This is a genomic window from Klebsiella sp. WP4-W18-ESBL-05 (assembly GCF_014169075.1).
Taxonomy (GTDB): Bacteria; Pseudomonadota; Gammaproteobacteria; order Enterobacterales; family Enterobacteriaceae; genus Kluyvera; species Kluyvera ascorbata_B.
In genome coordinates, this window is record NZ_AP022057.1 from 2,660,959 (window position 1) to 2,683,613 (window position 22,655).

The 22,655-nt window shown below is 53.9% G+C and carries 15 protein-coding genes and 1 pseudogene; 7 read left to right on the top strand and 9 right to left on the bottom strand.

Going from position 1 to position 22,655, the window contains the following annotated elements:
• Positions 1 to 67 precede the first annotated feature (67 nt).
• Positions 68 to 352 carry a stress-induced protein YchH gene (ychH, locus tag H7R58_RS12915; protein ID WP_106926655.1) on the bottom strand — a complete coding sequence of 95 codons (285 nt, stop codon included), beginning with the start codon at positions 350 to 352 and terminating at the stop codon, positions 68 to 70.
• 279 nt (positions 353 to 631) lie between these two features.
• On the opposite strand from ychH, the gene pth reads away from it, so the two are divergent.
• The 5 genes from pth to H7R58_RS12940 all read left to right on the top strand — a co-directional run bounded on the left by pth (position 632) and on the right by H7R58_RS12940 (position 5,296).
• On the top strand, positions 632 to 1,216 hold the full coding sequence (gene pth, locus H7R58_RS12920; protein ID WP_106926653.1) for an aminoacyl-tRNA hydrolase: 585 nt from the start codon (positions 632 to 634) through the stop codon (positions 1,214 to 1,216).
• Positions 1,217 to 1,331: 115 nt separating this feature from the next.
• Positions 1,332 to 2,426 (top strand): redox-regulated ATPase YchF, encoded by a 1,095-nt coding sequence (gene ychF / locus H7R58_RS12925; protein WP_182930469.1) that lies wholly within the window; start codon positions 1,332 to 1,334, stop codon positions 2,424 to 2,426.
• A 587-nt stretch (positions 2,427 to 3,013) separates the two neighbouring features.
• Entirely contained in the window at positions 3,014 to 3,271 is a 258-nt protein-coding gene (locus tag H7R58_RS12930; protein ID WP_106926649.1) for a YjhX family toxin, read from the top strand.
• Between the two features lie 7 nt (positions 3,272 to 3,278).
• Positions 3,279 to 4,919, top strand: a complete 1,641-nt coding sequence (locus tag H7R58_RS12935) for a class I SAM-dependent methyltransferase (protein ID WP_227674209.1) — start codon at positions 3,279 to 3,281, stop codon at positions 4,917 to 4,919.
• 125 nt (positions 4,920 to 5,044) lie between these two features.
• Positions 5,045 to 5,296 carry a zinc ribbon domain-containing protein gene (locus H7R58_RS12940; protein ID WP_106926645.1) on the top strand — a complete coding sequence of 84 codons (252 nt, stop codon included), beginning with the start codon at positions 5,045 to 5,047 and terminating at the stop codon, positions 5,294 to 5,296.
• A gap of 118 nt (positions 5,297 to 5,414) precedes the next feature.
• On the opposite strand, the gene H7R58_RS12945 is transcribed toward H7R58_RS12940, so the two are convergent.
• Positions 5,415 to 6,401: an aldo/keto reductase gene (locus H7R58_RS12945; protein WP_106926643.1), complete on the bottom strand. Its 987-nt coding sequence runs from the start codon at positions 6,399 to 6,401 to the stop codon at positions 5,415 to 5,417.
• A 17-nt stretch (positions 6,402 to 6,418) separates the two neighbouring features.
• Positions 6,419 to 7,003, bottom strand: coding sequence for an NAD(P)H-binding protein (locus tag H7R58_RS12950; protein ID WP_182930468.1), 585 nt, complete (start codon positions 7,001 to 7,003; stop codon positions 6,419 to 6,421).
• A gap of 140 nt (positions 7,004 to 7,143) precedes the next feature.
• Between H7R58_RS12950 and H7R58_RS12955 the strand changes: the two genes are divergently transcribed.
• Together H7R58_RS12955 and H7R58_RS12960 are read left to right on the top strand one after the other, a co-directional pair.
• The gene (locus tag H7R58_RS12955; RefSeq protein ID WP_001395480.1) at positions 7,144 to 8,175 is read left to right on the top strand and encodes an IS630-like element ISEc33 family transposase; all 1,032 of its coding nucleotides are present in this window, start codon (positions 7,144 to 7,146) and stop codon (positions 8,173 to 8,175) included.
• A 227-nt stretch (positions 8,176 to 8,402) separates the two neighbouring features.
• Positions 8,403 to 8,756 (top strand): annotated as a pseudogene (locus H7R58_RS12960) (MFS transporter); the annotation flags it as partial.
• Positions 8,757 to 8,776: 20 nt separating this feature from the next.
• On the opposite strand, the gene H7R58_RS12965 reads toward H7R58_RS12960, so the two are convergent.
• The 6 genes from H7R58_RS12965 to H7R58_RS12990 form a co-directional block, all read right to left on the bottom strand.
• Entirely contained in the window at positions 8,777 to 9,808 is a 1,032-nt protein-coding gene (locus tag H7R58_RS12965) for an IS630-like element ISEc33 family transposase (RefSeq protein WP_001395480.1), read from the bottom strand.
• 189 nt (positions 9,809 to 9,997) lie between these two features.
• Entirely contained in the window at positions 9,998 to 10,252 is a 255-nt protein-coding gene (locus tag H7R58_RS12970) for a hypothetical protein (protein WP_182930456.1), read from the bottom strand.
• Complete coding sequence (locus tag H7R58_RS12975) at positions 10,249 to 10,431, bottom strand: hypothetical protein (RefSeq protein WP_227674206.1); 183 nt, start codon at positions 10,429 to 10,431, stop codon at positions 10,249 to 10,251. Before H7R58_RS12975 ends, H7R58_RS12970 begins: the two co-directional genes overlap by 4 nt.
• Before the next feature lie 22 nt (positions 10,432 to 10,453).
• Positions 10,454 to 10,678, bottom strand: a complete 225-nt coding sequence (locus H7R58_RS25300; protein WP_227674204.1) for a hypothetical protein — start codon at positions 10,676 to 10,678, stop codon at positions 10,454 to 10,456.
• Between the two features lie 288 nt (positions 10,679 to 10,966).
• The gene (locus H7R58_RS12985; RefSeq protein ID WP_182934376.1) at positions 10,967 to 20,686 is read right to left on the bottom strand and encodes a hemagglutinin repeat-containing protein; all 9,720 of its coding nucleotides are present in this window, start codon (positions 20,684 to 20,686) and stop codon (positions 10,967 to 10,969) included.
• A 12-nt stretch (positions 20,687 to 20,698) separates the two neighbouring features.
• Entirely contained in the window at positions 20,699 to 22,357 is a 1,659-nt protein-coding gene (locus tag H7R58_RS12990; RefSeq protein WP_182930454.1) for a ShlB/FhaC/HecB family hemolysin secretion/activation protein, read from the bottom strand.
• Positions 22,358 to 22,655: the final 298 nt, after the last annotated feature.

Genomic DNA, 22,655 nt, shown 5'->3' on the forward strand with positions numbered 1-22,655 from the left:
AAAAGTCCCGGTCTTAACGGCCAGGACTTTGTTAACTGTCTCAGTGGCTCCTTCACGGAGCCCTTATTTAGCCAGGACGGTGTGATGACCCACCGCCGCGACGGCAGCGCTTGTCGTAGTGACGAACCCACCAGTACCGATCGCTCACCTGCTCGTGCCCGCCGACACGCGCCCCGGCCAGCCAAAGAATCGCGCCGACGAAGATGCTGAGTACGGCCCCGTGCGCAAAGAACTGCGGGAGGTCAAGCTGCGGCAGCTGGTTTAAAATAGAATAACCGACACCGACGACCATCACGAGCAGGCCTAACCCCATGAGCACATTACCGAGTAACGAAGCGTTTTTGCGTTTCATAGTGTCACCTCCGTAGATTGGCTTTGGGTTTCGGGATATATCCCTATTCCATGTGTGTAAAGTATAGACAACACCGCTGTGGATAAGTGCGCTACCGATCACAAATAGGCACATATCATCAACATAACTTTACATTTAAGTTACTGATATGCTTTTCAATGCGCATTATCACTCTGGAAAACTATTCCGTTTTTTACGCTTTCAGCGCTTATTTTTGTCAAGCAGCCCGTCACGACGTAAACTAGCCGCCGGAAAGATTGCCCACTCAGGAACAATAACGTGACGATTAAACTGATTGTCGGCCTCGCAAACCCCGGCGCAGAGTACGCGGGGACGCGCCATAACGCTGGCGCCTGGTACGTCGATTTACTGGCTGAACGCTTTCGTGCCCCGCTGCGCGAAGAGAGTAAATTTTTTGGCTACACCTCGCGCATTAACCTGGCGGGGGAAGATGTCCGCCTGCTGGTGCCCACCACTTTTATGAACCTTAGCGGCAAAGCCGTGGCGGCGCTGGCAACCTTCTATCGCATTAATCCAGATGAAATTCTGGTGGCCCACGACGAACTGGATCTCCCGCCTGGCGTCGCGAAGTTTAAGCTGGGCGGCGGCCACGGCGGTCATAATGGGTTAAAAGATATCATCAGCAAATTAGGCAATAACCCTAATTTTCATCGCTTACGTATCGGGATCGGCCATCCGGGCGATAAAAGTAAAGTTGTCGGTTTTGTCCTCGGCAAACCGCAGGCAGCAGAACAGAAGCTGATCGACGATGCGGTAGACGAAGCGGCGCGCTGCACCGAAATCTGGCTGAAAGACGGGCTGACTAAAGCCACGAACCGATTACACGCTTTTAAGGCGCAATAGACCGACGACTGCGGTATTTTTTCCGTATGACGTGTATAATGCGCAAAGTTATTTACTTTTCTACAATCTGTTCAAGCTAACAGGTTGAATATCAAAAGATTAAGGTGATTTAAACATGGGATTCAAATGCGGTATCGTCGGTTTGCCAAACGTAGGCAAATCCACCCTGTTCAACGCGCTCACGAAAGCCGGTATTGAAGCGGCGAACTTCCCGTTCTGTACTATCGAGCCGAACACAGGCGTCGTACCGATGCCCGATCCGCGTCTGGACCAGCTGGCGGAAATCGTTAAACCGCAGCGTATCCTGCCGACCACCATGGAATTCGTTGATATCGCGGGCCTGGTAAAAGGCGCGTCCAAAGGTGAAGGCCTGGGTAACCAGTTCCTGACCAACATCCGCGAAACCGAAGCGATCGGCCACGTTGTACGCTGCTTCGAAAACGACAACATCATCCACGTTAATAACAAAGTGGACCCGGCTGACGATATCGACGTTATCAACACCGAGCTGGCGCTGTCTGACCTTGATACCTGCGAGCGCGCCCTGCACCGCGTTCAGAAGAAAGCCAAAGGCGGCGATAAAGACGCAAAAGCCGAACAGGCCGCGCTGGAAAAATGCCTGCCGCAGCTGGAAAACGCCGGTATGCTGCGCGCGCTGAAAACCCTGACGGACGAAGATAAAGCGGCCATCAAATACCTGAGCTTCCTGACCCTGAAGCCAACCATGTATATCGCTAACGTCAACGAAGATGGTTTCGAGAACAACCCGTACCTCGACAAAGTGCGTGAAATCGCCGCTGCCGAAGGTTCCGTTGTGGTTGCCGTATGCGCCGCCGTTGAAGCCGACATCGCAGAACTCGACGATGGTGACCGTGAAGAATTCATGGCCGAAATGGGCCTGGAAGAGCCGGGCCTGAACCGCGTGATCCGCGCCGGTTACGAACTGCTTAACCTGCAAACCTACTTCACCGCTGGCGTAAAAGAAGTGCGCGCATGGACCATCCCGGTCGGCGCTACCGCGCCGCAGGCAGCCGGTAAAATCCACACCGACTTCGAAAAAGGCTTTATCCGCGCGCAGACCATCGCGTTTGAAGACTTTATCACCTACAAAGGTGAACAAGGCGCGAAAGAAGCCGGCAAGATGCGTGCTGAAGGGAAAGATTACATCGTCAAAGATGGCGACGTGATGAACTTCCTGTTCAACGTCTAATAAAATGTGTTGTCTTATGAGGTTTCGCTGAATCTCATAGAATCGCAAATAACCACAAAATCCACGCAGTTGCGTGGATTTTTTTATTTCATAGCGTCTCAACTCATCCCGTACCAACGCGGTCAAAAATGCGTACATGGATGGGGACAACATTCTTCCATCTTCATTTTAACTGAGTGCAATAACGGTATAATAAATATACAAGATCCCGTTATGCGCACTGATACGCAATGCCGCGCTGCCAAGCCGAAAGAAAAACGCTAAAGCGGTGACCATTTTAGTTGACCACTACACAGACCCTTTACAGCGAAGAATCTCCGTCGATTTAATAAGGGAGCCCTCACCAGCCCCTGTCAGGATCACACTTTTCAGCTCAGGATATTCACTTATAAAAAACAGGTGTTATTATCCACCCTGTAAATACCTTTCAACTCAACCCGAGGCTTTGATGCTGGAGAATGTAATCATCCGATAATCAGTTACTCGACCTTTTCAGGCCGAACTGATTATCAATGCGCCGAAATCGAATGCGGGCACCGCTGTGTGTTTGCACGTTTTGCACATGATGATTAAACAGGTTTTCCAGTATGAATTTATCCCGTCAGGAACAACGTACCTTACACGTTCTCGCCAAAGGTGGTCGCATTGCGCACGTCCGCGATGCATCTGGCCGCGTCACCGCCGTTGAATGCTACACCCGCGAAGGGCTGTTGCTGACCGACTGCACCCTTGCCACCTTCAAAAAACTCAAAACCAAAAAACTGATCAAGTCCGTCAACGGTCAGCCCTACCGCATCAACACCAGCGGGCTGAATAACGTTCGCGCACAGCTTGATAACCGCTAAGGAGAGCATGATGGATATCAGCACCCTTATTTCCTCATCCCGACACATCCAGCTGTCAGCGGAGGAAAGTAAAATCCCCTGGGACGAACCGGCCTTCAGCCAGCGCATGCTGGCGAACCATTTGTCGCAGGACCACGACTGGGCCAGCCGCAGGCAGGAGGTCATTAAGCAGCAGGTCGAGTGGATCGCCAGCCAGTTACCCCCTGGCGCACATATCCTCGATCTCGGCTGCGGTCCCGGCTTTTATACCCACCGCTTAGCGGAGCGCGGATTTCACTGCACCGGCGTGGATTTCTCGCCGGCATCCGTGAGCTGGGCCCGTCAGCAGGCGCAGAACGCCGGATTGCATATCGACTATGTTCAGCAGGATGTCCGCGCATACTGGCCGGATAAATCGTTCGATTTCATCATGATGACATTCGGGGAACTGAATGTGTTTAGCACGGCGGATGCGCGCTCACTCGTCAGCCGCTGCGCGCTGTGGCTGGAGACGGGTGGCAGGCTGCTCACTGAAGTCCATGCTTTCGACGAAGTTAAGCGTCAGGGAATGGCTGAAGCGAACTGGCAACGCTGTCAGGACGGGCTGTTTCTGGGCGTCCCTCATCTGCTTCTGACGGAACATGGCTGGGATGAAGCAGCGCAGACCAGCTCAACGCTGTTCTGGGCCATAGAGGAAAACGGTCGAACCACCCGTTTCGGCAGCCAGATGACGGCCTGGCGCGATGACGAATACATCAGCCTGCTCGACAATGCCGGGTTTACCCTGCTTCCTCCTCCTGAAAGCTACGACTGGCCAGTCAGCGAGACATTTGAAGGGAAGCTGTTTGTTCTGCTGGCTGAAAAAGCAAATATCTCAGAGAAACACTCTCTTAATGCTCAACGCAATAAAAGGAATTCCAGATTGGATATCCCACGTATTTTTACCATCAGTGAAAGCGAACACCGCATCCACAACCCGTTCACCGAAGAGAAGTACGCCACGCTGGGCCGTGTGCTGCGCATGAAACCGGAGACCCGCATTCTTGACCTCGGCAGCGGCTCGGGCGAGATGCTTTGTACCTGGGCCCGGGACCACGCCATTACCGGTGTCGGTATCGATATGAGCCAGTTGTTCAGCGAGCAAGCCAGACGCCGCGCCGAAGAGCTCGGCGTCAGCGACCGGGTTCAGTTCATCCATAACGACGCCGCCGGATACGTTACAGAAGAGAAATGCGATGTGGCGGCCTGTGTCGGTGCGACATGGATAGCCGGTGGGTTTGCCGGGACCGTCGGGCTGCTAGCTCAAAGCCTGAAACCGGGTGGGATCATGCTTATCGGTGAACCCTACTGGCGTCAGCAACCTGCGACGGACGAGATTGCCCAGACCTGTGGCGTCAGCTCGACGACCGATTTTATGACGCTACCAGGGCTTGTCAGCGCGTTCGACGACCTCGGCTATGACGTGGTGGAAATAGTACTGGCAGATCAGGAAGGCTGGGACCGCTATGAGGCCGCGAAATGGCTGACCATGCGCCGCTGGCTGGAGGCCAATCCTGATGACGACTTCGCAGCGGAAGTCAGGGCCGAGCTAACACTCTCGCCGAAACGCCACGTAACGTACGCGCGGGAATACTTTGGCTGGGGCGTGTTCGCGCTCATTGCCAGGTAACAACAAGCCCCGGTATTTCTGACTGGAGATGCCGGGGCTTAGCCTTTGTTTTGATCTGATGCATCACCTGCACAATACATATTCTGTATTTTTATTAATCAGGATGTCACCATAAGGAGCATCATATGTCACAACATGAACAGTTCTGTCAGGCTTGCGGGATGCCGATGTCTGCACCTGATGCACACAGTGCCAGCGATCGATATTGCGCATACTGCATCGACAGCAACGGCAATCTAAAACCCTGGGAAGACGCGGTATCAGGCTTAGCCAGCTTCCTTGATTCCTGGCAAAAAGTCGGCCCGGAAGAAGCCCGGAAACGGGCAAAACGTTATCTGACGGCAATGCCCGCCTGGGCTCATAAAGCGGAAGAGTGAAATGTATTTCTGCTGCTCAATCAGCATTGAAGCACATGCCGTACGTCAGTATTTGTGACTATAACGCAACCAGCCAGTTTCCTGGCTGGTTGCACACTCACACAAATCAGCGCTGCCATCATTCCGACATCGAAAGCAAACCATCATCCAGTCGATTCCCCTGGATTTTTATGCCTGCTAACAAAGCATCCATATTAGCCAAATCCTCTTCGCTCAATTCAAGATCAATCGCTTTAATGTTGTCGTCTATATAGGAAACTTTATCCATCCCGGGAATCGGTACGATCCATGGTTTTTGTGCCAATAACCATGCCAGAGCTACCTGTACAGGTGTCGCTCCTTTACTGGCTGCGACCTCCCGGAGCATGCTGACTAACGGCATATTCGCTTTTATTGCCTCTGGGGTGAAGCGCGGAAAGTTTGCACGTAAATCAGTCGCGCTATCGAATTTTGTTGAGGAATCAATCGTTCCCGTCAGGAATCCGGTCCCCAGAGGTCCCCAGGGCACAAACCCGATTCCCAATTCCTCACAAACGGGCAATACCTCTGCTTCAGGCTCACGGGTCCACAAAGAGTACTGGTTTTGCACGGCTGCGACTGGCATGACTGCATGTGCCCGACGAATGGTTGCAGCACCAACTTCGGATAAACCATAGTGACGGATCTTACCTTCCTTTATTAAATCTCCCAGCGTACCTGCAACATCTTCAATAGGGACATTCGGATCCACACGGTGCTGATAAAAGAGATCGATATAATCTGTTTTCAGGCTTTTCAGGGATGCTTCAGCAACAGCGCGGATATTTTCAGGACGACTATCAACGCCCGTTGTCACACCATTTTCCAGTTTGAAACCAAATTTGGTCGCAATAAGCGCTTTTTCACGATGTGCAGATAACGCCTTACCCACAAGTTTTTCATTCGTATAGGGGCCATAGGCCTGAGCAGTGTCAAAAAAGTTAATCCCCCTGTCGAGCGCAGCATGAAGAACGTTAATCCCGGTCCGATCATCAACGGCGCTACCGGTTCCAAAGCTTAAATTCATTGCCCCCATGCCTAATGCTGATACGGTTAATCCGCTACGACCTAACTGACGATATTTCATATTAATTTCCTTACTCATTAAACGCGGGCGATGCCCAGGCTGTCATGTACATAAAGTGATGGCTCAATCACCATACGGTTAATTAGATCGGCAATACTTAACCGGGAAACGCTGCTGCCCCGAAAGGGTTCATTTCTGTGCGTTAGTCCATATTCAACTTCATGCCCATTGGTAAACCACGCAGGCCGGATGATGGTATGATCGAGCCCTGCATTTTCTATAATTTTTGCTGATTCCCGATAAGGCGCCAAAATACTGCCGTATTTCTCTCCCGGCACTTCATCATATATTCCCATTGAGCTAATGAAGATCAAACGACGCACGCCCGTTGATTTCATTGCACGAATAATCGTCGCTGCCTGCTCCTTCATATTTCCGGATAAATTGGCGTACACAATATCTTTACCGCGCATGGCGAGCCTGAGTTGTTCATCATTGAGAACATCCCCTTCAATCAGGGTCACCCTGGCGGTATCCGGGTTTTGCAGGCGTGCGCTGTTACGTAAATACAGCGTTAACTGAGCCTGGCTGTTATCCAGTAAGTAGCGGGTAACCACTCGGGCAAGAGAGCCCGCAGCACCCAGAATCAATACGTTTGTCATTCTTCCCTTCCTCATTTCAAATCACTGAGGGCAATACTAAATAGCTGCGCGGAATAGTAGATCACTGAAAGGGAACTCAGCCCGGATTGTGCGATCTGATCAATCGCCAAACCAACCAAAATCACCAACCGGACTGAGCGATGCCGATCATAGTACCAATACCCCGTGGCGAACGACGCCTGATGCAGAAAGCTATTCATAAAACGCGTGATAAAAATCATGCCCGCAGACTCACGGCCATGCTGATGCTTCATCGGGGTGAACGGGTCAGCGATGTTGCCAGAACTCTCTGTTGTGCCCGTTCATCCGTTGGTCGCTGGATTAACTGGTTTACGCACTCAGGTATTGAAGGCCTGAAATCCTTACCCGCAGGGCGCTCCCGACGCTGGCCTTTTGAACATATCTGCACCCTGTTACGTGAGCTGATAAAGCATTCTCCCGGCGATTTTGGTTATCAACGTTCACGCTGGAGCACCGAATTACTGGCAATAAAAATCAATGAGATAACCGGTTGCCAGTTACATGCAGGAACCGTTCGCCGCTGGTTGCCATCTGCGGGGCTTGTATGGCGCAGGGCCGCGCCAACTCTGCGTATCCGTGACCCACATAAAGATGAAAAGATGGCGGTAATCCACAAAGCGCTGGATGAATGCAGCGCAGAGCATCCGGTATTTTATGAAGATGAAGTGGATATCCACCTTAATCCTAAAATCGGTGCGGACTGGCAGTTGCGCGGACAGCAGAAACGGGTAGTGACGCCGGGGCAGAACGAAAAATACTATCTGGCCGGCGCACTGCACAGTGGCACGGGTAAAGTCAGCTACGTGGGCGGCAACAGCAAAAGTTCAGCGCTGTTTATCGCTCTGCTGAAGCACCTGAAAGCCACTTACCGGCGGGCGAAAACAATCACGCTGATCGTTGATAACTACATTATCCATAAAAGCCGCGAAACACAGCGCTGGTTGAAAGCAAATCCCAAGTTCAGGGTAATTTACCAGCCGGTTTACTCGCCGTGGGTGAATCATGTGGAACGGCTATGGCAGGCACTTCATGACACGATAACCCGTAATCATCAGTGCCGCTCAATGTGGCAGTTACTGAAAAAGGTCCGCCATTTTATGGAAACCGCCAGCCCATTCCCCGGAGGAAAACATGGTCAGGCAAAAGTGTAGCGGTATTAGGCGCAGCTATTTAGAGGGTGTGATTGTGTTTGTATGTGGATTTATATCGCATTCAGAATTCTCAATGATGGAATAATCAAAACCACTTTGATGAGCGACAGGTGATAAAAGGTTATATTCATGAGCGCGACTCATAACGCTTATCCAGCCTACGATGATTATTAATTGCCGCCGGGTCGCTATTATTGAACGCAGTATCCTTCCTTAAGCAGGCATGTATGAACCGTTCTCCCTCCGTTAAGACAACCGGACTACTTTTTATTATGATCCTCAGCGCCCTGATGGCGTTTACGTCCTTGTCTACCGATATTTATCTTCCCGCAATGCCCATTATGGCGAAGGAATTGCAGGGTGATGCAGAATTAACTATCACCGGCTTTTTGATTGGCTTTTGTCTGGCGCAGCTTATCTGGGGGCCGATCAGCGATCGCTTCGGTCGTCGCCCTCCCCTGATAATTGGCATGGTGTTATTTATTATCGGTTCAGCAGGATGCGCGCTTTCTACTGATATCACGCATATCGTTTTCTGGCGGGTATTTCAGGCGCTGGGGGCCTGCACCGGCCCGATGCTAAATAGCTGCGCCTAATACCGCTACACTTTTGCCTGACCATGTTTTCCTCCGGGGAATGGGCTGGCGGTTTCCATAAAATGGCGGACCTTTTTCAGTAACTGCCACATTGAGCGGCACTGATGATTACGGGTTATCGTGTCATGAAGTGCCTGCCATAGCCGTTCCACATGATTCACCCACGGCGAGTAAACCGGCTGGTAAATTACCCTGAACTTGGGATTTGCTTTCAACCAGCGCTGTGTTTCGCGGCTTTTATGGATAATGTAGTTATCAACGATCAGCGTGATTGTTTTCGCCCGCCGGTAAGTGGCTTTCAGGTGCTTCAGCAGAGCGATAAACAGCGCTGAACTTTTGCTGTTGCCGCCCACGTAGCTGACTTTACCCGTGCCACTGTGCAGTGCGCCGGCCAGATAGTATTTTTCGTTCTGCCCCGGCGTCACTACCCGTTTCTGCTGTCCGCGCAACTGCCAGTCCGCACCGATTTTAGGATTAAGGTGGATATCCACTTCATCTTCATAAAATACCGGATGCTCTGCGCTGCATTCATCCAGCGCTTTGTGGATTACCGCCATCTTTTCATCTTTATGTGGGTCACGGATACGCAGAGTTGGCGCGGCCCTGCGCCATACAAGCCCCGCAGATGGCAACCAGCGGCGAACGGTTCCTGCATGTAACTGGCAACCGGTTATCTCATTGATTTTTATTGCCAGTAATTCGGTGCTCCAGCGTGAACGTTGATAACCAAAATCGCCGGGAGAATGCTTTATCAGCTCACGTAACAGGGTGCAGATATGTTCAAAAGGCCAGCGTCGGGAGCGCCCTGCGGGTAAGGATTTCAGGCCTTCAATACCTGAGTGCGTAAACCAGTTAATCCAGCGACCAACGGATGAACGGGCACAACAGAGAGTTCTGGCAACATCGCTGACCCGTTCACCCCGATGAAGCATCAGCATGGCCGTGAGTCTGCGGGCATGATTTTTATCACGCGTTTTATGAATAGCTTTCTGCATCAGGCGTCGTTCGCCACGGGGTATTGGTACTATGATCGGCATCGCTCAGTCCGGTTGGTGATTTTGGTTGGTTTGGCGATTGATCAGATCGCACAATCCGGGCTGAGTTCCCTTTCAGTGATCTACTATTCCGCGCAGCTATTTAGCAGTCGCCACCCGATTTACGGCGCTCCGACAGTTCTTTATCAAAGGTCAGCGACTGATTGGTACTCAGATAGTTATTCTCAACAACTATCTTTTCCCATGACGCTCATGCAACTTATTTTTCAACCATACTCCGGCACCCAATACTACTCCGGCTATGCTTCCTTTTTTTAATGCGATATATAATGCCTCTTCCCATAAAAAATGGAATTTCCCATCATTGAAATAGAAAATTGTCGATACTCCTAGTTGGCATATGAAAAGAACAACGGAAATTAATACAGTACAATACACAACCAAGAAGATAAGCCATGGAATACCAACCCTGCTGAAAAGATTCATTGCTTCTTCTCCCGCTTGTCTAACTCATCTTTTACAGCGTTTCCTGTAAGTTCAGAAGCAGTAGCACCTGTAACTGCACCAATAACATCCTTTGTCACTTGATCGGTTACCGGAGACAATGAATCAACAACTTTACCTCCTAAACTACCAACCACACTACCAAAACCATTACTTATCACAGAGTTAGTCGGATCCTCCCCTTTAATCGCACTGCCAATCGCAGCGCCCCCCATATTGATTGCAGCGGATGCTTTCCAGCTTTTTCCTATTGGTGCTGTCCGGCATATCACCTTTTGCAATTTTATCCAGCTCGGCCTGCGTTTCTTCAGGGGTCAGATTGTTGTCCACCGCGTACTGGTTCCACGATGCATTAGCTGCACCAATGCTTGCCGTGCCAGTATCAAAACCAAACTTATTATTCTCCACAGCAATCTCAATAGTATGAGTTGAGATTGTTGCAAATCTCACTTAGGATCTGACGGAGGCAATTTACGCGATTTTCGCTCGTCAAGTTTTGCGAAGATCCATATTCTTGCACCAGAAGCCAATCCAATAATCAAACTCACAACAGATAAATAACTTAATGATTTCTTGGAAAAATCAACATGCCCGGATGACAAAAATTCAATAATCACATTATTTACTAAGAAAATAAAAACAAAAAAACAAAGTCCATAGTAAATGGTACTCAGAAAAAAAACAGATAACGTGGTTTTATTTTTCACTTTCACTAACCTTATCTTTAATCTTGTTACCTATAACTTCCCCACCGATACCGCCGATCAGGTCATTAACCTCCCCAGGGAAAGGAGCAAACTCACCAAATTTTCCACCAAACCATGCGCCAATAGCTGCACCACCGATAGAACCAGTATTTGGACCATCGGTAAAAAATGCACTCCCCATAGAAATTCCGACGTTTTGCCCGATAGTCCTTCCTGGTGCAAGCATACCTGCAATGCCTGAGCTAGCACTACTTTTCCAGTCCCAGCTTTTGTTCTCATTACCCGGCTGGCTCAGGTCAAACCACTGGTAGCTTCCGTTGGCTATTTCAGCAATAACTCCGCCAGCAATCACCTTGCCGACTGATGCCGCAGGCCCAAGATACCAGGCTCCGGCGATCATCACTCCATCCTGGTAGCCTTCAACAATAACTTTCGTGATATTGGTGCTGTCTGGCATATCACCTTTTACGATCTTATTCAGTCCAGCCTGTGTTTCTTCCGGGGTCAGATTATTGTCCACCGCGTACTGGTTCCACGATGCATTCGCTGCACCAATGCTTGCCGTGCCAGTATCAAAACTGAGCGCATTATTCTCAACCGCATTCTTCCCGGCGCTCGCCCCCGCGGCTGCCGCCGATGCGCTATCTCCCGCCAGCCCGCCGGCAATGCCCGCTGATACACTCGCCAGTGAGCTGATGGTCTGCTTTTGCGACTCCGTCAGGTCTGACATCTTCACGCCAGGGTAATAAATATCCGCAATAGCGCGTGCAACCAGCTCACCTGTTGCCGCGCCCGCAGCGCCTGATACTGCACTGTTACCCTGCAATGCCGCAACCGCACCGCCCAAAATGGCATGGGCCACCGTGTTAACAGCGGTATTATCTTCCGTAGTTTGCTTCACCAGACGAGCCAGTTCCGGTGCTGATGCACTGGCCAGAACGCCCGCCAGGTTGCCACCACCGGCAAGCGCGGTTAGCGCCGCCGTTGCCGCCTGGATACCACGTTGCACCGCGCCACCGGTTCCCATCCCCGTCGCAGCAAACGCTTCATTGTAGTAGTTCTGGTAAAGCTGATTACTGATATCTTCTGGCTTTGGCGTTTTATCCGGATTCTCTTTCTGCCATTGCGCTTTCGCTGCATCCAGCTCTTCAGGTTCAGCCCTGCTCATGCGATCCTTCGCGGCTTTAATCGCATTCAGCTCACCCTGAGTCCTGGCAATATCCGCGGCCTGATTGCCAATGTCGCTAATAAGTCCGATTGCCTTCAGGCGGTTCTGCTCTTTCTCCTTGTCGAAAATCGGGCTGATGCTGTCATTGGCATGCTCCGTATCACGGCTCAGGTTCGCCACATCCTGCTGCTGATTTTCCGTATTGCGGATGGTGATGGTACCGTTAGCCACCGCAGCCTGAGTCGTACCTTCAGCATGTTCGCTGCTTCCCGCAGCAGAAATCATCCCACCTGGCATATTGCCTTTGAACTGGTCGCCACCAAAGTCGCCGGCACCGCTCAGGCTGATACCCGAGTGCTGCGTTTTGAAATCCGCTTCATTATAGATATCGCTGAAACCAAGCGTTCCGGTATCGAGGCTGTTTTTATCTGCGCTGGCCGTTGAGGCGATAACCGCGCCGTCCAGTTGGGTATGGTTGCCGACGGTGATATCAAAACCGCCCTGGCCGGCATACAGACCTGTCTGCTCGGCGACGGAGTCGAATCGGCTCTTCATTTTGTCCTGACTGGCGCTGATATAGCCTGAGCCGGTCATCGTACCGAAAGTGAAGCTCCCGCCTGCGGCAACGCTGCTTTGCTTACTGTCGTACTGGTTGCTGTTCTGCTGGCTGCTCAGCAGCAGGTCGCGGCCGATATCGGCGATGAGGGTATTACCGCTGACCTGGGCTCCATTGAGTACCGTGTCGCGTCCACTGGTAAGCGTAACGGTTTTCCCGCTGTCGATAGTGGTCTCGGTCCAGTCGGTACCGTTGCCTTTGTCTTTGCCGCTGGCGGCATTGACGTTGGCAAATACGCTGATACCAGCCCCTTTACCTGCACCAATACTGACCCCAACGCCGCCGCCACTGCTGCTGTTTTTCCCGCTGGACTGCTGGGTATTGGCCGCACCGCTCAACAGGATGTCGTTTTGTGCGCTCAGGAGCGTGTCGCCACCGGCTTTAAGCTGGCTGCCGGCAATCACGATATTGCCGCTGTTGTCACCCTTGTTTTTACCCGTGGCAATCACCGACAGGTTATTCCCGGCATTCAGCGTGCTGCCGGAAACGTCATCGCTTTCGGTATGCTGCTGCGATTTTGATTTCTGGGTCGTCAGCGACAGACTTACGCCCATCGCGTTCGGGTCGCCGGTGGCGGAAGCGACGGCAGCGGCCTGCCCTGCCTGTACGCCAGAAAGTGCCGTTTTGGTGGCCTGCAGGGCTTTCAGACGACTATCGCTGGTCTCTTTCGTTTCCTGCGCATTGGAGACCGCGTTATTAATGGCGCTGCCCACCGTACCGGAGAGCGCCAGGGTCAGCCCGCTTTTCTTCTGCTCAAAGGTTTCATCGCGGGTGCGTTTGTCGTGCCCCGGTTCGATGATGACGCTGTTGCCGCTAAGGCTTAAATCCTGCCCGGCGATAAGGTCAGCACCACCGACGTGAAGCTGGTTTCCGGCGGAAATCGCCACGCTACCGCCCGTCGAGCCTACGGTACTGAAGCTCTGACTCTGGGTGGTTCCTTTTTCACGCAAGTCATGGGTTGATTTGCTGCTGCCGATGGTCAGGCCGATACCACCGGTGCCCATCAGACCGCTTTTCTTCGTCTCTTTAAACCGCCAGGAGGTGTCTGTGTTGGTGGCCGCAACGATATCGACGTTGTTACCTGCCCCCAGCGCCACGGCGTTATCGCCCACCACAGAAGAGCCTTTCACCAGCAGATTGTTACCCGCCTGAACCGTAACGTTATCACCAGAAAGCAGCGTGCCCGCCTCACGGGTCGCACGGTCTTCTTCAATAGTATGAGTCGTCTTCTTGCTGAGGAAACCTTTTTTGGTTTTGGTCTGCTCGAAGTAGTGATAATCGCTTTCCGTTGCCGTGGTCAGGTTAACATCACGACCGGCGGCAACGCCAATATCACCCTGCGCGGTCACCTGCGCGGCTTCGCTGTTTACGTCACGCCCGGCGATAATCGTGGTGTTGCCACCGCTGGCAATCTCCGTGCCCTGCTGGCGAACGGACTCGTCAATGACGGTTTTCTTTCTCTCACGCGTACTGCTGCCATTAACGGTGGCTTCCGCCAGCAGATTCACGTCACGCCCGGCCTGAATACCGACATTCCCTTCCGCCGCGATGCCTGCCGCCTGGCTGGTCACGTCCCGCCCGGCGACCAGCGTCACGTTGTCGCCCGCTGAAATCGTGGTTCTGTCTGCGCTGCTCTGATGGTTTTCGCTGCTGCCCGTGCGGCTGGTCTGCCCGTTGCCCGCCGCGTTCAGATTCAGGTCATTGCCTGCCACCAGTTGCGCGGTTTGGCCTGCGTCAATGGCGCTCGCTGTGACATTCATATCATTGCCTGCCTGCATCACCGCGTTACCGCCCGCGATGATGCTGCTGCCCAGGTTCGAAGTAGAAGACAAACGAGTATCTTTCTGCCACCAGAAACCAGAGCGACTGCGGCTATCGTTAATCTGGTTAGCGGCGATATTGATGTCGTGGCCCGCATCCATAACCAGATTATCCGCTGCATTGACGGTCGCCCCGATCATGTTGATGTCGTTTGCCGCCGCCATATAAAGGCTATCGCTGGCGTCGATGGAGGCAGTTTGCCCGACGTCAGTACCGTTGACATGCACACTGCCGCGGCGACCATCCCCCCCCACACTCCACTGCTGCGTTTGGGTGATGTTGTTGATGCTGCCACCGATACTTTCCAACTGCACGGTTTTGCCTGATATCGTCGAGCCGATGTTGTTGATATCGCCAAGTGCGCTCAGGTCAAGCGCTCCACCTGCTTTAATAAGCCCGGCGTTGACGTTGCTGATACTATTGCTGCTGTCAATAGTCAGACCATTTTGAGCAATCAGTGCGCTCCCGCTGTTGCTCACGCTGCCGCCGGCAATCTGCACGTTATTCCCGACAATCACACTGCCGTTATGGACCTCGGTGTCTTTTGGTGACAAATACACTTTCGGTATCATCACCGTCTGGCCGTTAATCGTGGCAGTTTCATACCAGAGAATACTGTGGTCGAGTGCAGCTATCTGGTCGGCGCTGAGCGCCACGCCAAACGTCAGGCCGAGGGAGGTCTGTGCATCAGCCCCGCCGTCCATCAGATAGCGCATCTGATCGAGGTCAGAACCCAGCCCGTTGATGTAGCGCTGCCCGGTCTGGTTCAGCACATAATTTGACACGTAGCGGGTATCAAATGCCGCGTCGCCGAGAAAACGGTAGTCATTATCAAGATTAAGATGCAGCCTTTCCAGCATGTACGGTGAACCCAGGAACTGGCTGATATCGGTGTACTGGCTGTTTGTTTCGCGGGGCGCAGGACCTGGATTGATACCGAACAGTTTCCACAAATCGCCAAACAGCGACGGGTCGAGCTGTCCCAGACCATTCAGTTTTGGGTTTACGGTAATCAGGTACGGGCTATTCGGGTCGGTTGACGGCACAAAATAGCCATTGTTACCAGATGGCAGGGGATAGTTGCCATCTATGCCACCGGGTGACAGCCCCGTACCGTTGCCGATAGTCTGGCTGTTGGTGTTGTCTTTCCAGGCTGGGGCTGTGATAGCCTGAGTTTCAGCACCAGCCAGCAGGTGCTGGCTCTCACCACCAACCATACTCTGCGCCGAAGGTAGATTCAGGTTCGACACCACGATGGTATTGCTGATTTTACCTGCGTTCGCGGTGGCATTCGTATTGCTTATGTCGCTGGAGAATTTGATATCAACGCCACCACCCGCCTGAATGACCGAGCGATAAATGTCACCGAGTGCAGATTCGGTGGTCTTCCCGTCCAGAACAAATGCTATTTTATCTGAAGAGGGGCCCGACAATGTCACCGAACCATAACCATCAACGGTCTCAGTCAACTTACTATTCAGATCGATATCGCCGACGGGCCCTTGGTAGATATATGTCCAGTATTCTGACAACGTCGAATTTTGCCACGACTGGTTAGACAGCGTATCTCCGCGAAGGATCATATTGCCAGAGGCGAGCATGACGCTGGCTTGATTATCCAGTTGCTCTGCCATAATGGAAATATCGCTGCCAGAACGGATGCCTGCAACTCCAGCGCTGGCTGAGACGGTGGTCAGCGTCTGACTGATAGAAAATTTTTGCTCAGTGTGTCCGGTGCGCATTCCATATTTCGTGCTTCCTTTCACCAGGAAGCAGTGCTCATTTGTTGCCCCAGTACAATTCTCATGGGAATGCGTTGCAATGTATTTTCCGTAGCTGTCTTTTTCTAATTGAGAGATGAGAATATCAAGAGTCCCATTCCCCAGGCCTGAGATAGATGACGGATTATTAGTTGTAGTGCTGGACATGGTTAGCCCATCCCGCGTATTCAACAGATGCCCGGTATTGATGGTGATATCCCCGTTGACTGTCTCAATATTCCCGGAGCTATTCACCACCTCGGCATTCGCCGTACCGCTGGCATCTCTCTGCATCACCAGGTTATTGCCCGCCAGCATATCCCCCCGCAGGTTCTGAATGCTGTTGGCAAACAACGACAGATTGTTACCCGCGTACAGCAGCGCGGTATTGATAAGGGAACCCGTTGCCGCCAGCACCATATTGCCCGCCGTACCGGTGAACCCATCGAGCGTAATATTGCCGCGGCTGGTCAGGTTAACGTCGCCACCCGCCTGCAGGCTGCCGCTGCTATTCATCGCAATCTGACTGCCGCTCAATACCGTGGTGCCCGTACCTGCCGTCAGCTGTCCGCTGTTGGTCAGCCTGCCCACGGCGTTCAGCGTGATACCGTCGCCCTGCAAGGTGCCGGCATTGGTCATATCGCCCTGGCTACTGACTGCAAGCTGTTTATTCGCAGCGATAACGCCCTGCGCGGTGAAGCTGTTTGTGAGCTTCAGCGTCAGGTTGCCAAGCGCCACCAGCTGGCCAGCGCCGCTGAGCGACACCATTTCAGCGAGCATATCCCCGCCGCTGAACACCTTCCCGCCCGCGTTATTAAGGCTGTTCCCCTTAAGCGTCAGCCCCTGGTTGCCCAGCAGCGTACCGCTGTTGGTGACGGTCTGCATGCTCACGTTCAACTGTGCGGCCTGGAAGGTGCCGCCGTTGCTCAGGCTGTTACCGGTCAGCGTTGCCTGGTTTGCCGCCATCACGGTGCCGTTACTAGCAAGCTTCGCCACGTTCAGCATAAGGTTAGTGGCCTGTAGCCAGCCGCTGCCGCTGTAGTCCGGCGTGGTGAACGTCAGGTCACCGCCGGAGAGAATGTTGCCGCCGTTGCGGGCCTGCGTTACCGCGCTGAGCGTGGTCTGACCGTTGCCCTGAATCGTGCCGTCGTTGGTCAGTTCAGGCGCAGTGAGGTTTAATGCATTCTGGCTGAGCAGCACGCCGCCCGCCTGGTTGGTTAGGGCATTCAGCAGCGTGAGCGTCAGGCCGCTGTCGCCCTGCACGCGTCCGCTGTTGGTCAGCGAACTGGCGCTGATTTGGCTTTCCGCGCCCTGAACCTGCCCGCTGTTGCTGACATCTTTCGCATTGACGGTAAGCGCACCACCGGCCAGCATTTTGCCCTGCTGCTGCAGAGTGCCGCTGAGCGTCACGTTCAGGCCGTTCACGCCGCTGATTTCGCCGTCGTTGCTGAGCGAGTCACCGTTCACCGCGAGGGTACTGGCGCTGATCAGCCCCTGGTTGCTCAGCGCTTTACCCGCCAGGCGTGCCTCGCCCAGCGCGGTGATTTTGCTGCCGGTAGCGGCGTTCAGGTCGCCGCTCAGGGTCAGGGCTAAATCCAGCGCGCTCTGAATCGCCCCGCTGTTGGTCAGGCCGCTGCCGTCTAAGGCTATAGTTTGTCCCTGAAGCCGGCCGCTGTTGTTGACCTCTCCCGCGCTCAGCGTCAGTGATTTCTGGCTGAGCAGGTCTCCGCGGTTATTCAGTGCGCCCGAGCTGTTCAGCGTCAGTCCATGCAGGCCCGTCATCGTTCCGCTGTTGTCGATGCGGTTATGACCAAGTGAAAGCGTGTCGCTCTGAAGCGTGCCGTCGCTGGAGAATACGTCTCCGGCAAGCGACATGTCACCTGCCGCCAGAATGCTGCCGTGGTTAGTCAGCGCAGGCGCAGTCAGACCGAAATGGCCCTGGCTCATCAGATCGCCGTCGTTAATCAGTGACTCACCCAGCGTGGCGTTGAGACGACCGGTTGCCAGCGCCGAGCCGCGGTTCACCCAGCTCTCCGCCTTAACATTCAGGTTTTGCCCCTGCACAGTCCCTGCGGTATCCAGTGTGTTACCGTTGAGGGCGAGATCGCCCGCCGTCAGCCAGCGCCCGCTGCCGCCCTGTGAGAGCGTGTCCCCGGTCAGCGTCAGCGCTCCGGTCCCCTGCAACAGGCCATCTCCGCTCAGCGTCGTCGCGTTGACGTCCAGCGTCTCAGCGATGATTTTGCCGGGATAACGGAGTGAACCAGAGCGTAACGTCAGAGCGCTGTCGCTGGTAATCAGCCCACCGTTGCGAATGTCCGGAATAACCAGCGTCAGATTGGCCGCGCTGTAGAGGGTACCGTTCTGCTGGTTGTCCAGCGTCTGCGCGTCAATCAGGAGGGCGTTATCTCCCTGCATCAGACCGCTGTTGGTCAGCCGCTGCGACTGGGTGTTCAGGCTGGAAGCCACGAGCACACCGCTATTGCTCAGCGCCGGTGCGCTAAGGCTCAGCGCTGCCGCGCTGCTTTTGCCGGTGTGGGTCAGCTGTTCGCGGGCGTTGGCCGTCATGGCGTTTTGTGCGGCCTGCGTACCCGCCAGCGTCACTTCCCGGGCGCTGAGACTGAGATTATTGCCGCTCTGCAGCTGTGCGCCCGCCGCCGTAGTGAGCCGGTCGCTCTGAAGCTGGAGATCGCCGTCTGCGCTGATCTCCCCGTCCAGCGTCGTCGTCGTGGCGCTGAGCGTCATGGCCGCATGGCTGTGAGTGAGTGAGTTTTCACCGGAGCTCAGGGTCTGCGCATTCACCGTCAGCCCGTTGCCACCGGACAGCACACCGTTTTGCGTCACAGCCTGCGCGTTCAGCACCAGCGCATCATCGCTGACCACTGAGCCTGTATTGGTCAGCGTGCCGAGGGTGGTGATATCCGCGTAGCCCTTCGCGCCGATACTGCCGCTTTGAGTAAAATCCTGAGCATTGACCGTCAGACCGCCGCCGCTCAGCAGGGAGCCAGCGTTACGGAGGGCTGAGCTGTCCACCGTCAGTGAAGCGCCCTGTACGGAGCCGTTGTTATTCAGCGTGTCGGCGCTCAGCTGCGCCCGGTTATGCGCCAGCAGACTGCCGTCCTGCGTCAGCGTGTTGCTGCTTACCGTCAGGTTTTGCCCGGCGGTCATTTGCCCCTGCGTTTTCAGCGTATCGTGAGCATTTACCGCAATATCACGGGCAGCGTTAATCTCGCTGGCGGCATCCTGGCTGATGTTTTTCGCCGTCAGCGTCGCTCCCCCTCCGACGGTCAGCTTTTCGTTCACATGCGAAATCGTGCCGCTGGCATTCAGTACCAGCTCGCCATCGCTGGTCAGGGTGCCGTTGCTCAGGGCAATGTCGCTCTGGCTGCTCAGTGAAAGATTACCGTTGGCCTTGTGAGCGCCCGTCAGCGCAAGTTCTTCACCTTTTGCCGATAACGTCCCGCTGGCAAGGCTGTTGTGAACGGTGAGTTTGCCGTTGGCGTCCAGGGTGATGTCGCCCTGGCGGGCATTCAGATCGCCGAGGTTCACCCCAACCCCTTTCTCGCTGGACACCAGGTGAATGCGATTGGCGTACATTCCGCCCAGCGCGCCGGTATCCACCGCCACCGTAGGCGCAGGGCCTTCACCCTGCTGCGCCTGCACGCTGCCATCACTGCCAACGCGGTTGGCCCCGGCAATGACCTTTAAATCCTTAGCATGAATGGCGGCGTTCACTTCGGTTGCACGGGAAATGATCGACAACGCATCGCTGCCGCTGGCGTCAATCCCCTGGCCCTCAATGGTGATACTGCCTTTTTTCACGTCCAGCGCCTGTAAATTGCCGCTGGCGTCAAAAACAGGTTTCCCGGTCGTCAGGGTAGCCTGTGGCGTGTTGATAAACCCGCAACCGTTACAGGTAATGCCGTACGGGTTGGCGACCATCACGTTTGCCGCCTTGCCCGCCACTTCCGTATAGCCCTGCAGCTGTGAACGGTTGCCGCCGATCACTTCGTTAATGATGCCTTTCGCTTCCTTGCCCGCTTTCAGGTTGGCGTTGCCGTTAATCAATCCGCCGAGCTGTGTTTGAGCAAGTTTGTCCGCGGCGTTATTGAGGATCAGCCCCTCTTTGCCCACGTTGTAATCCGTAAACTGGTTGTGTGAAATCCCGGCCTCGTTCGGCGTGGCAATATTGACTATCGGCACACCGTTCGCTGCATTATCCGTGGCGGTATTGCCCGTTGGCGTCAGCGTGGCGGCAACGGCGGGCAGCAACGGCTGCGTGGCGAGCAGGCCGCTCACCAGGTAGCTGAGCAGACGGTAGGTGAAGCGAACGGGAGGCTGATTCATGACGGTAATCCCTTAAAACGCGACGGCAACGCGGTAGTAAATACTGACGTGATCCGGCTCAAGCCAGTGCGGATAATCAAGTGGCAGCCCAACGGTGAACGAGGTCGATACCCAGCGGTTAGTGGTACTCAGCCCTGCGGCAGTGCCCCAGAGCGTGCCTGCGGCATAGGCATCAAGCCTGTTGGAATGCAGCCAGCCACCGTCGACGGCGGCTAATGCGCTGACCTGGCCGATGACCGGCAGCGTGAACAGCGTGTAGCTGAGTTCGTTTCGCCAGTACGCGCCATTGTCACCGGAAATGCTTTGCTCTTTGAACCCGCGCACCGAACTTTCGCCGCCGAGGGTCATGCGCTCGCTGCCATACAGGCGATCCGGCGACCACTGCCCATAGACGCTTGCCAGCCACCACAGGTTGTCGGCCACCGGGCGCTGAAAGCTGGCGTTCAGGCTCCATTTGCGGAACTGCGCTTTCGGTAAGTCACCGTTTTTACTGCCGTCGCGTTCGGCATCCAGCCACGGCATGCCGCGACTGAAGGTCGGGTTAAACGTCCCGACGCCCCCCCACATTTTCTGAGTGTGATTCAGGCCGAACAGCAGGCTGGTGAGTTTACGACTGCTGCTTTGCAGCAGGATATCGTCGAGGTAGTTATGGTTGATACGATGGCTTAATCCGAGGGAGACGCCCGTTTTGATATCCCCGTTGCGGAACAGTACCCGCGACAAATTCACGCGGTGTGTTTCGGTATCGCCACTCGAACGCCATAAGTAGCCGTTATGCTCGATGGTACTGAGATAGTTGTTCCAGCTGTAGCTGTAATCCAGCAGGCTGTAGCCATAAGGCACGCTGACGCCCGCCGCAAAATTTTGTGCATCTTTTGCGTTCGAAAACGCGCTGCTACGGCCGCCGTAAATAAACCATCTATCGGCAAGGCCCAACAGGTTATTGCCATTCAGCCCGGCGTTAATTTGCCCGACGCCCGTACTTTTCTGGCCGCTGTTGTCAACGCTGACGGAGCCCGACAGCGGGAATTCAGGGGCCGCCGTCAAATGCACTATCGACCATCCCTGCTTATCGCCCGGCAGTATTTCAATCTGAACCGGCGTGGTACGGGCGCGATTAATTTGCTCCATACCTTGTTCAATATCACGCAGGTTAAGGATCTTGCCTTCGAGCCCTGGAAACGTCATGTTCAGCTCGCGCCCGGACGCACCGTCCATGCGGATTTTCTCCAGCCGGCCTTCCAGAATCGCCAGATGCAGCTCACCCGAGCGTAAATCCTGCTCGGTCAGAAAAGCGCGGCTGGTGATATATCCCTGGCTGATATACCAGTCAGAAACCTGATTGGTGAGTTGATTGATGCGGGCGATATCCAGGCACTGATTCAGCCAGGGGGAGAGTAATTTCTGCTGCCTGCGGGCATCCATCAAAGTGGCGCCATCAAGGACGATGCGATTGACGGTAAAACACGGCCCGGATGACGATACAGGTTGTTCAGGCTGAGAGGAGCGAAGTGGCACTGCGCGCTCCAGTGATTCGCGCTGCTGCTGGTTCTGAAGGAGCAACTGCTGTTGCTGCTGTTCGATGCTGTTACGATCGGCAGGTGACAGCGGGGCTGCCCAAATGGGTTGACTAACTGCCAGTATGATCCCTGCCTGATATAACGCTTTCATCCCTTATCCTGTATATCGTTGTTATTATCGAAACAAATATGTTTAGTAATATTTATTTGCAATTTTGATTACTTTACAAGCGGAATAGAAATCTTTAAACAGCAACACTATGAATATGGGTAACTTTTTGCCTTTTACGTGACGTGAGTCTCGTTGATAAATTCACCGGGATCGCGTTTTTCAACGTCGCCAGAGGTGGACGAAGGCTTCAGCAGTCTGCACTGCGTCATCCGGCCGTAGCGTACTATTTCGACGCGGTGCATCGACAATCAATAGCGCCCCGAACGATGAAAACTTT

Excerpts from the sequence above, each read along its gene's own strand:
- ychH (WP_106926655.1), bottom strand. The coding sequence starts at position 352 with ATGAAACGCAAAAACGCTTCGTTACTCGGTAATGTGCTCATGGGGTTA.
- ychF (WP_182930469.1), top strand. The coding sequence starts at position 1,332 with ATGGGATTCAAATGCGGTATCGTCGGTTTGCCAAACGTAGGCAAATCC.
- H7R58_RS12930 (WP_106926649.1), top strand. The coding sequence starts at position 3,014 with ATGAATTTATCCCGTCAGGAACAACGTACCTTACACGTTCTCGCCAAA.
- H7R58_RS12935 (WP_227674209.1), top strand. The coding sequence starts at position 3,279 with ATGATGGATATCAGCACCCTTATTTCCTCATCCCGACACATCCAGCTG.
- H7R58_RS12940 (WP_106926645.1), top strand. The coding sequence starts at position 5,045 with ATGTCACAACATGAACAGTTCTGTCAGGCTTGCGGGATGCCGATGTCT.
- H7R58_RS12945 (WP_106926643.1), bottom strand. The coding sequence starts at position 6,401 with ATGAAATATCGTCAGTTAGGTCGTAGCGGATTAACCGTATCAGCATTA.
- H7R58_RS12950 (WP_182930468.1), bottom strand. The coding sequence starts at position 7,003 with ATGACAAACGTATTGATTCTGGGTGCTGCGGGCTCTCTTGCCCGAGTG.
- H7R58_RS12955 (WP_001395480.1), top strand. The coding sequence starts at position 7,144 with ATGCCGATCATAGTACCAATACCCCGTGGCGAACGACGCCTGATGCAG.
- H7R58_RS12965 (WP_001395480.1), bottom strand. The coding sequence starts at position 9,808 with ATGCCGATCATAGTACCAATACCCCGTGGCGAACGACGCCTGATGCAG.
- H7R58_RS12970 (WP_182930456.1), bottom strand. The coding sequence starts at position 10,252 with ATGAATCTTTTCAGCAGGGTTGGTATTCCATGGCTTATCTTCTTGGTT.
- H7R58_RS12985 (WP_182934376.1), bottom strand. The coding sequence starts at position 20,686 with ATGAATCAGCCTCCCGTTCGCTTCACCTACCGTCTGCTCAGCTACCTG.
- H7R58_RS12990 (WP_182930454.1), bottom strand. The coding sequence starts at position 22,357 with ATGAAAGCGTTATATCAGGCAGGGATCATACTGGCAGTTAGTCAACCC.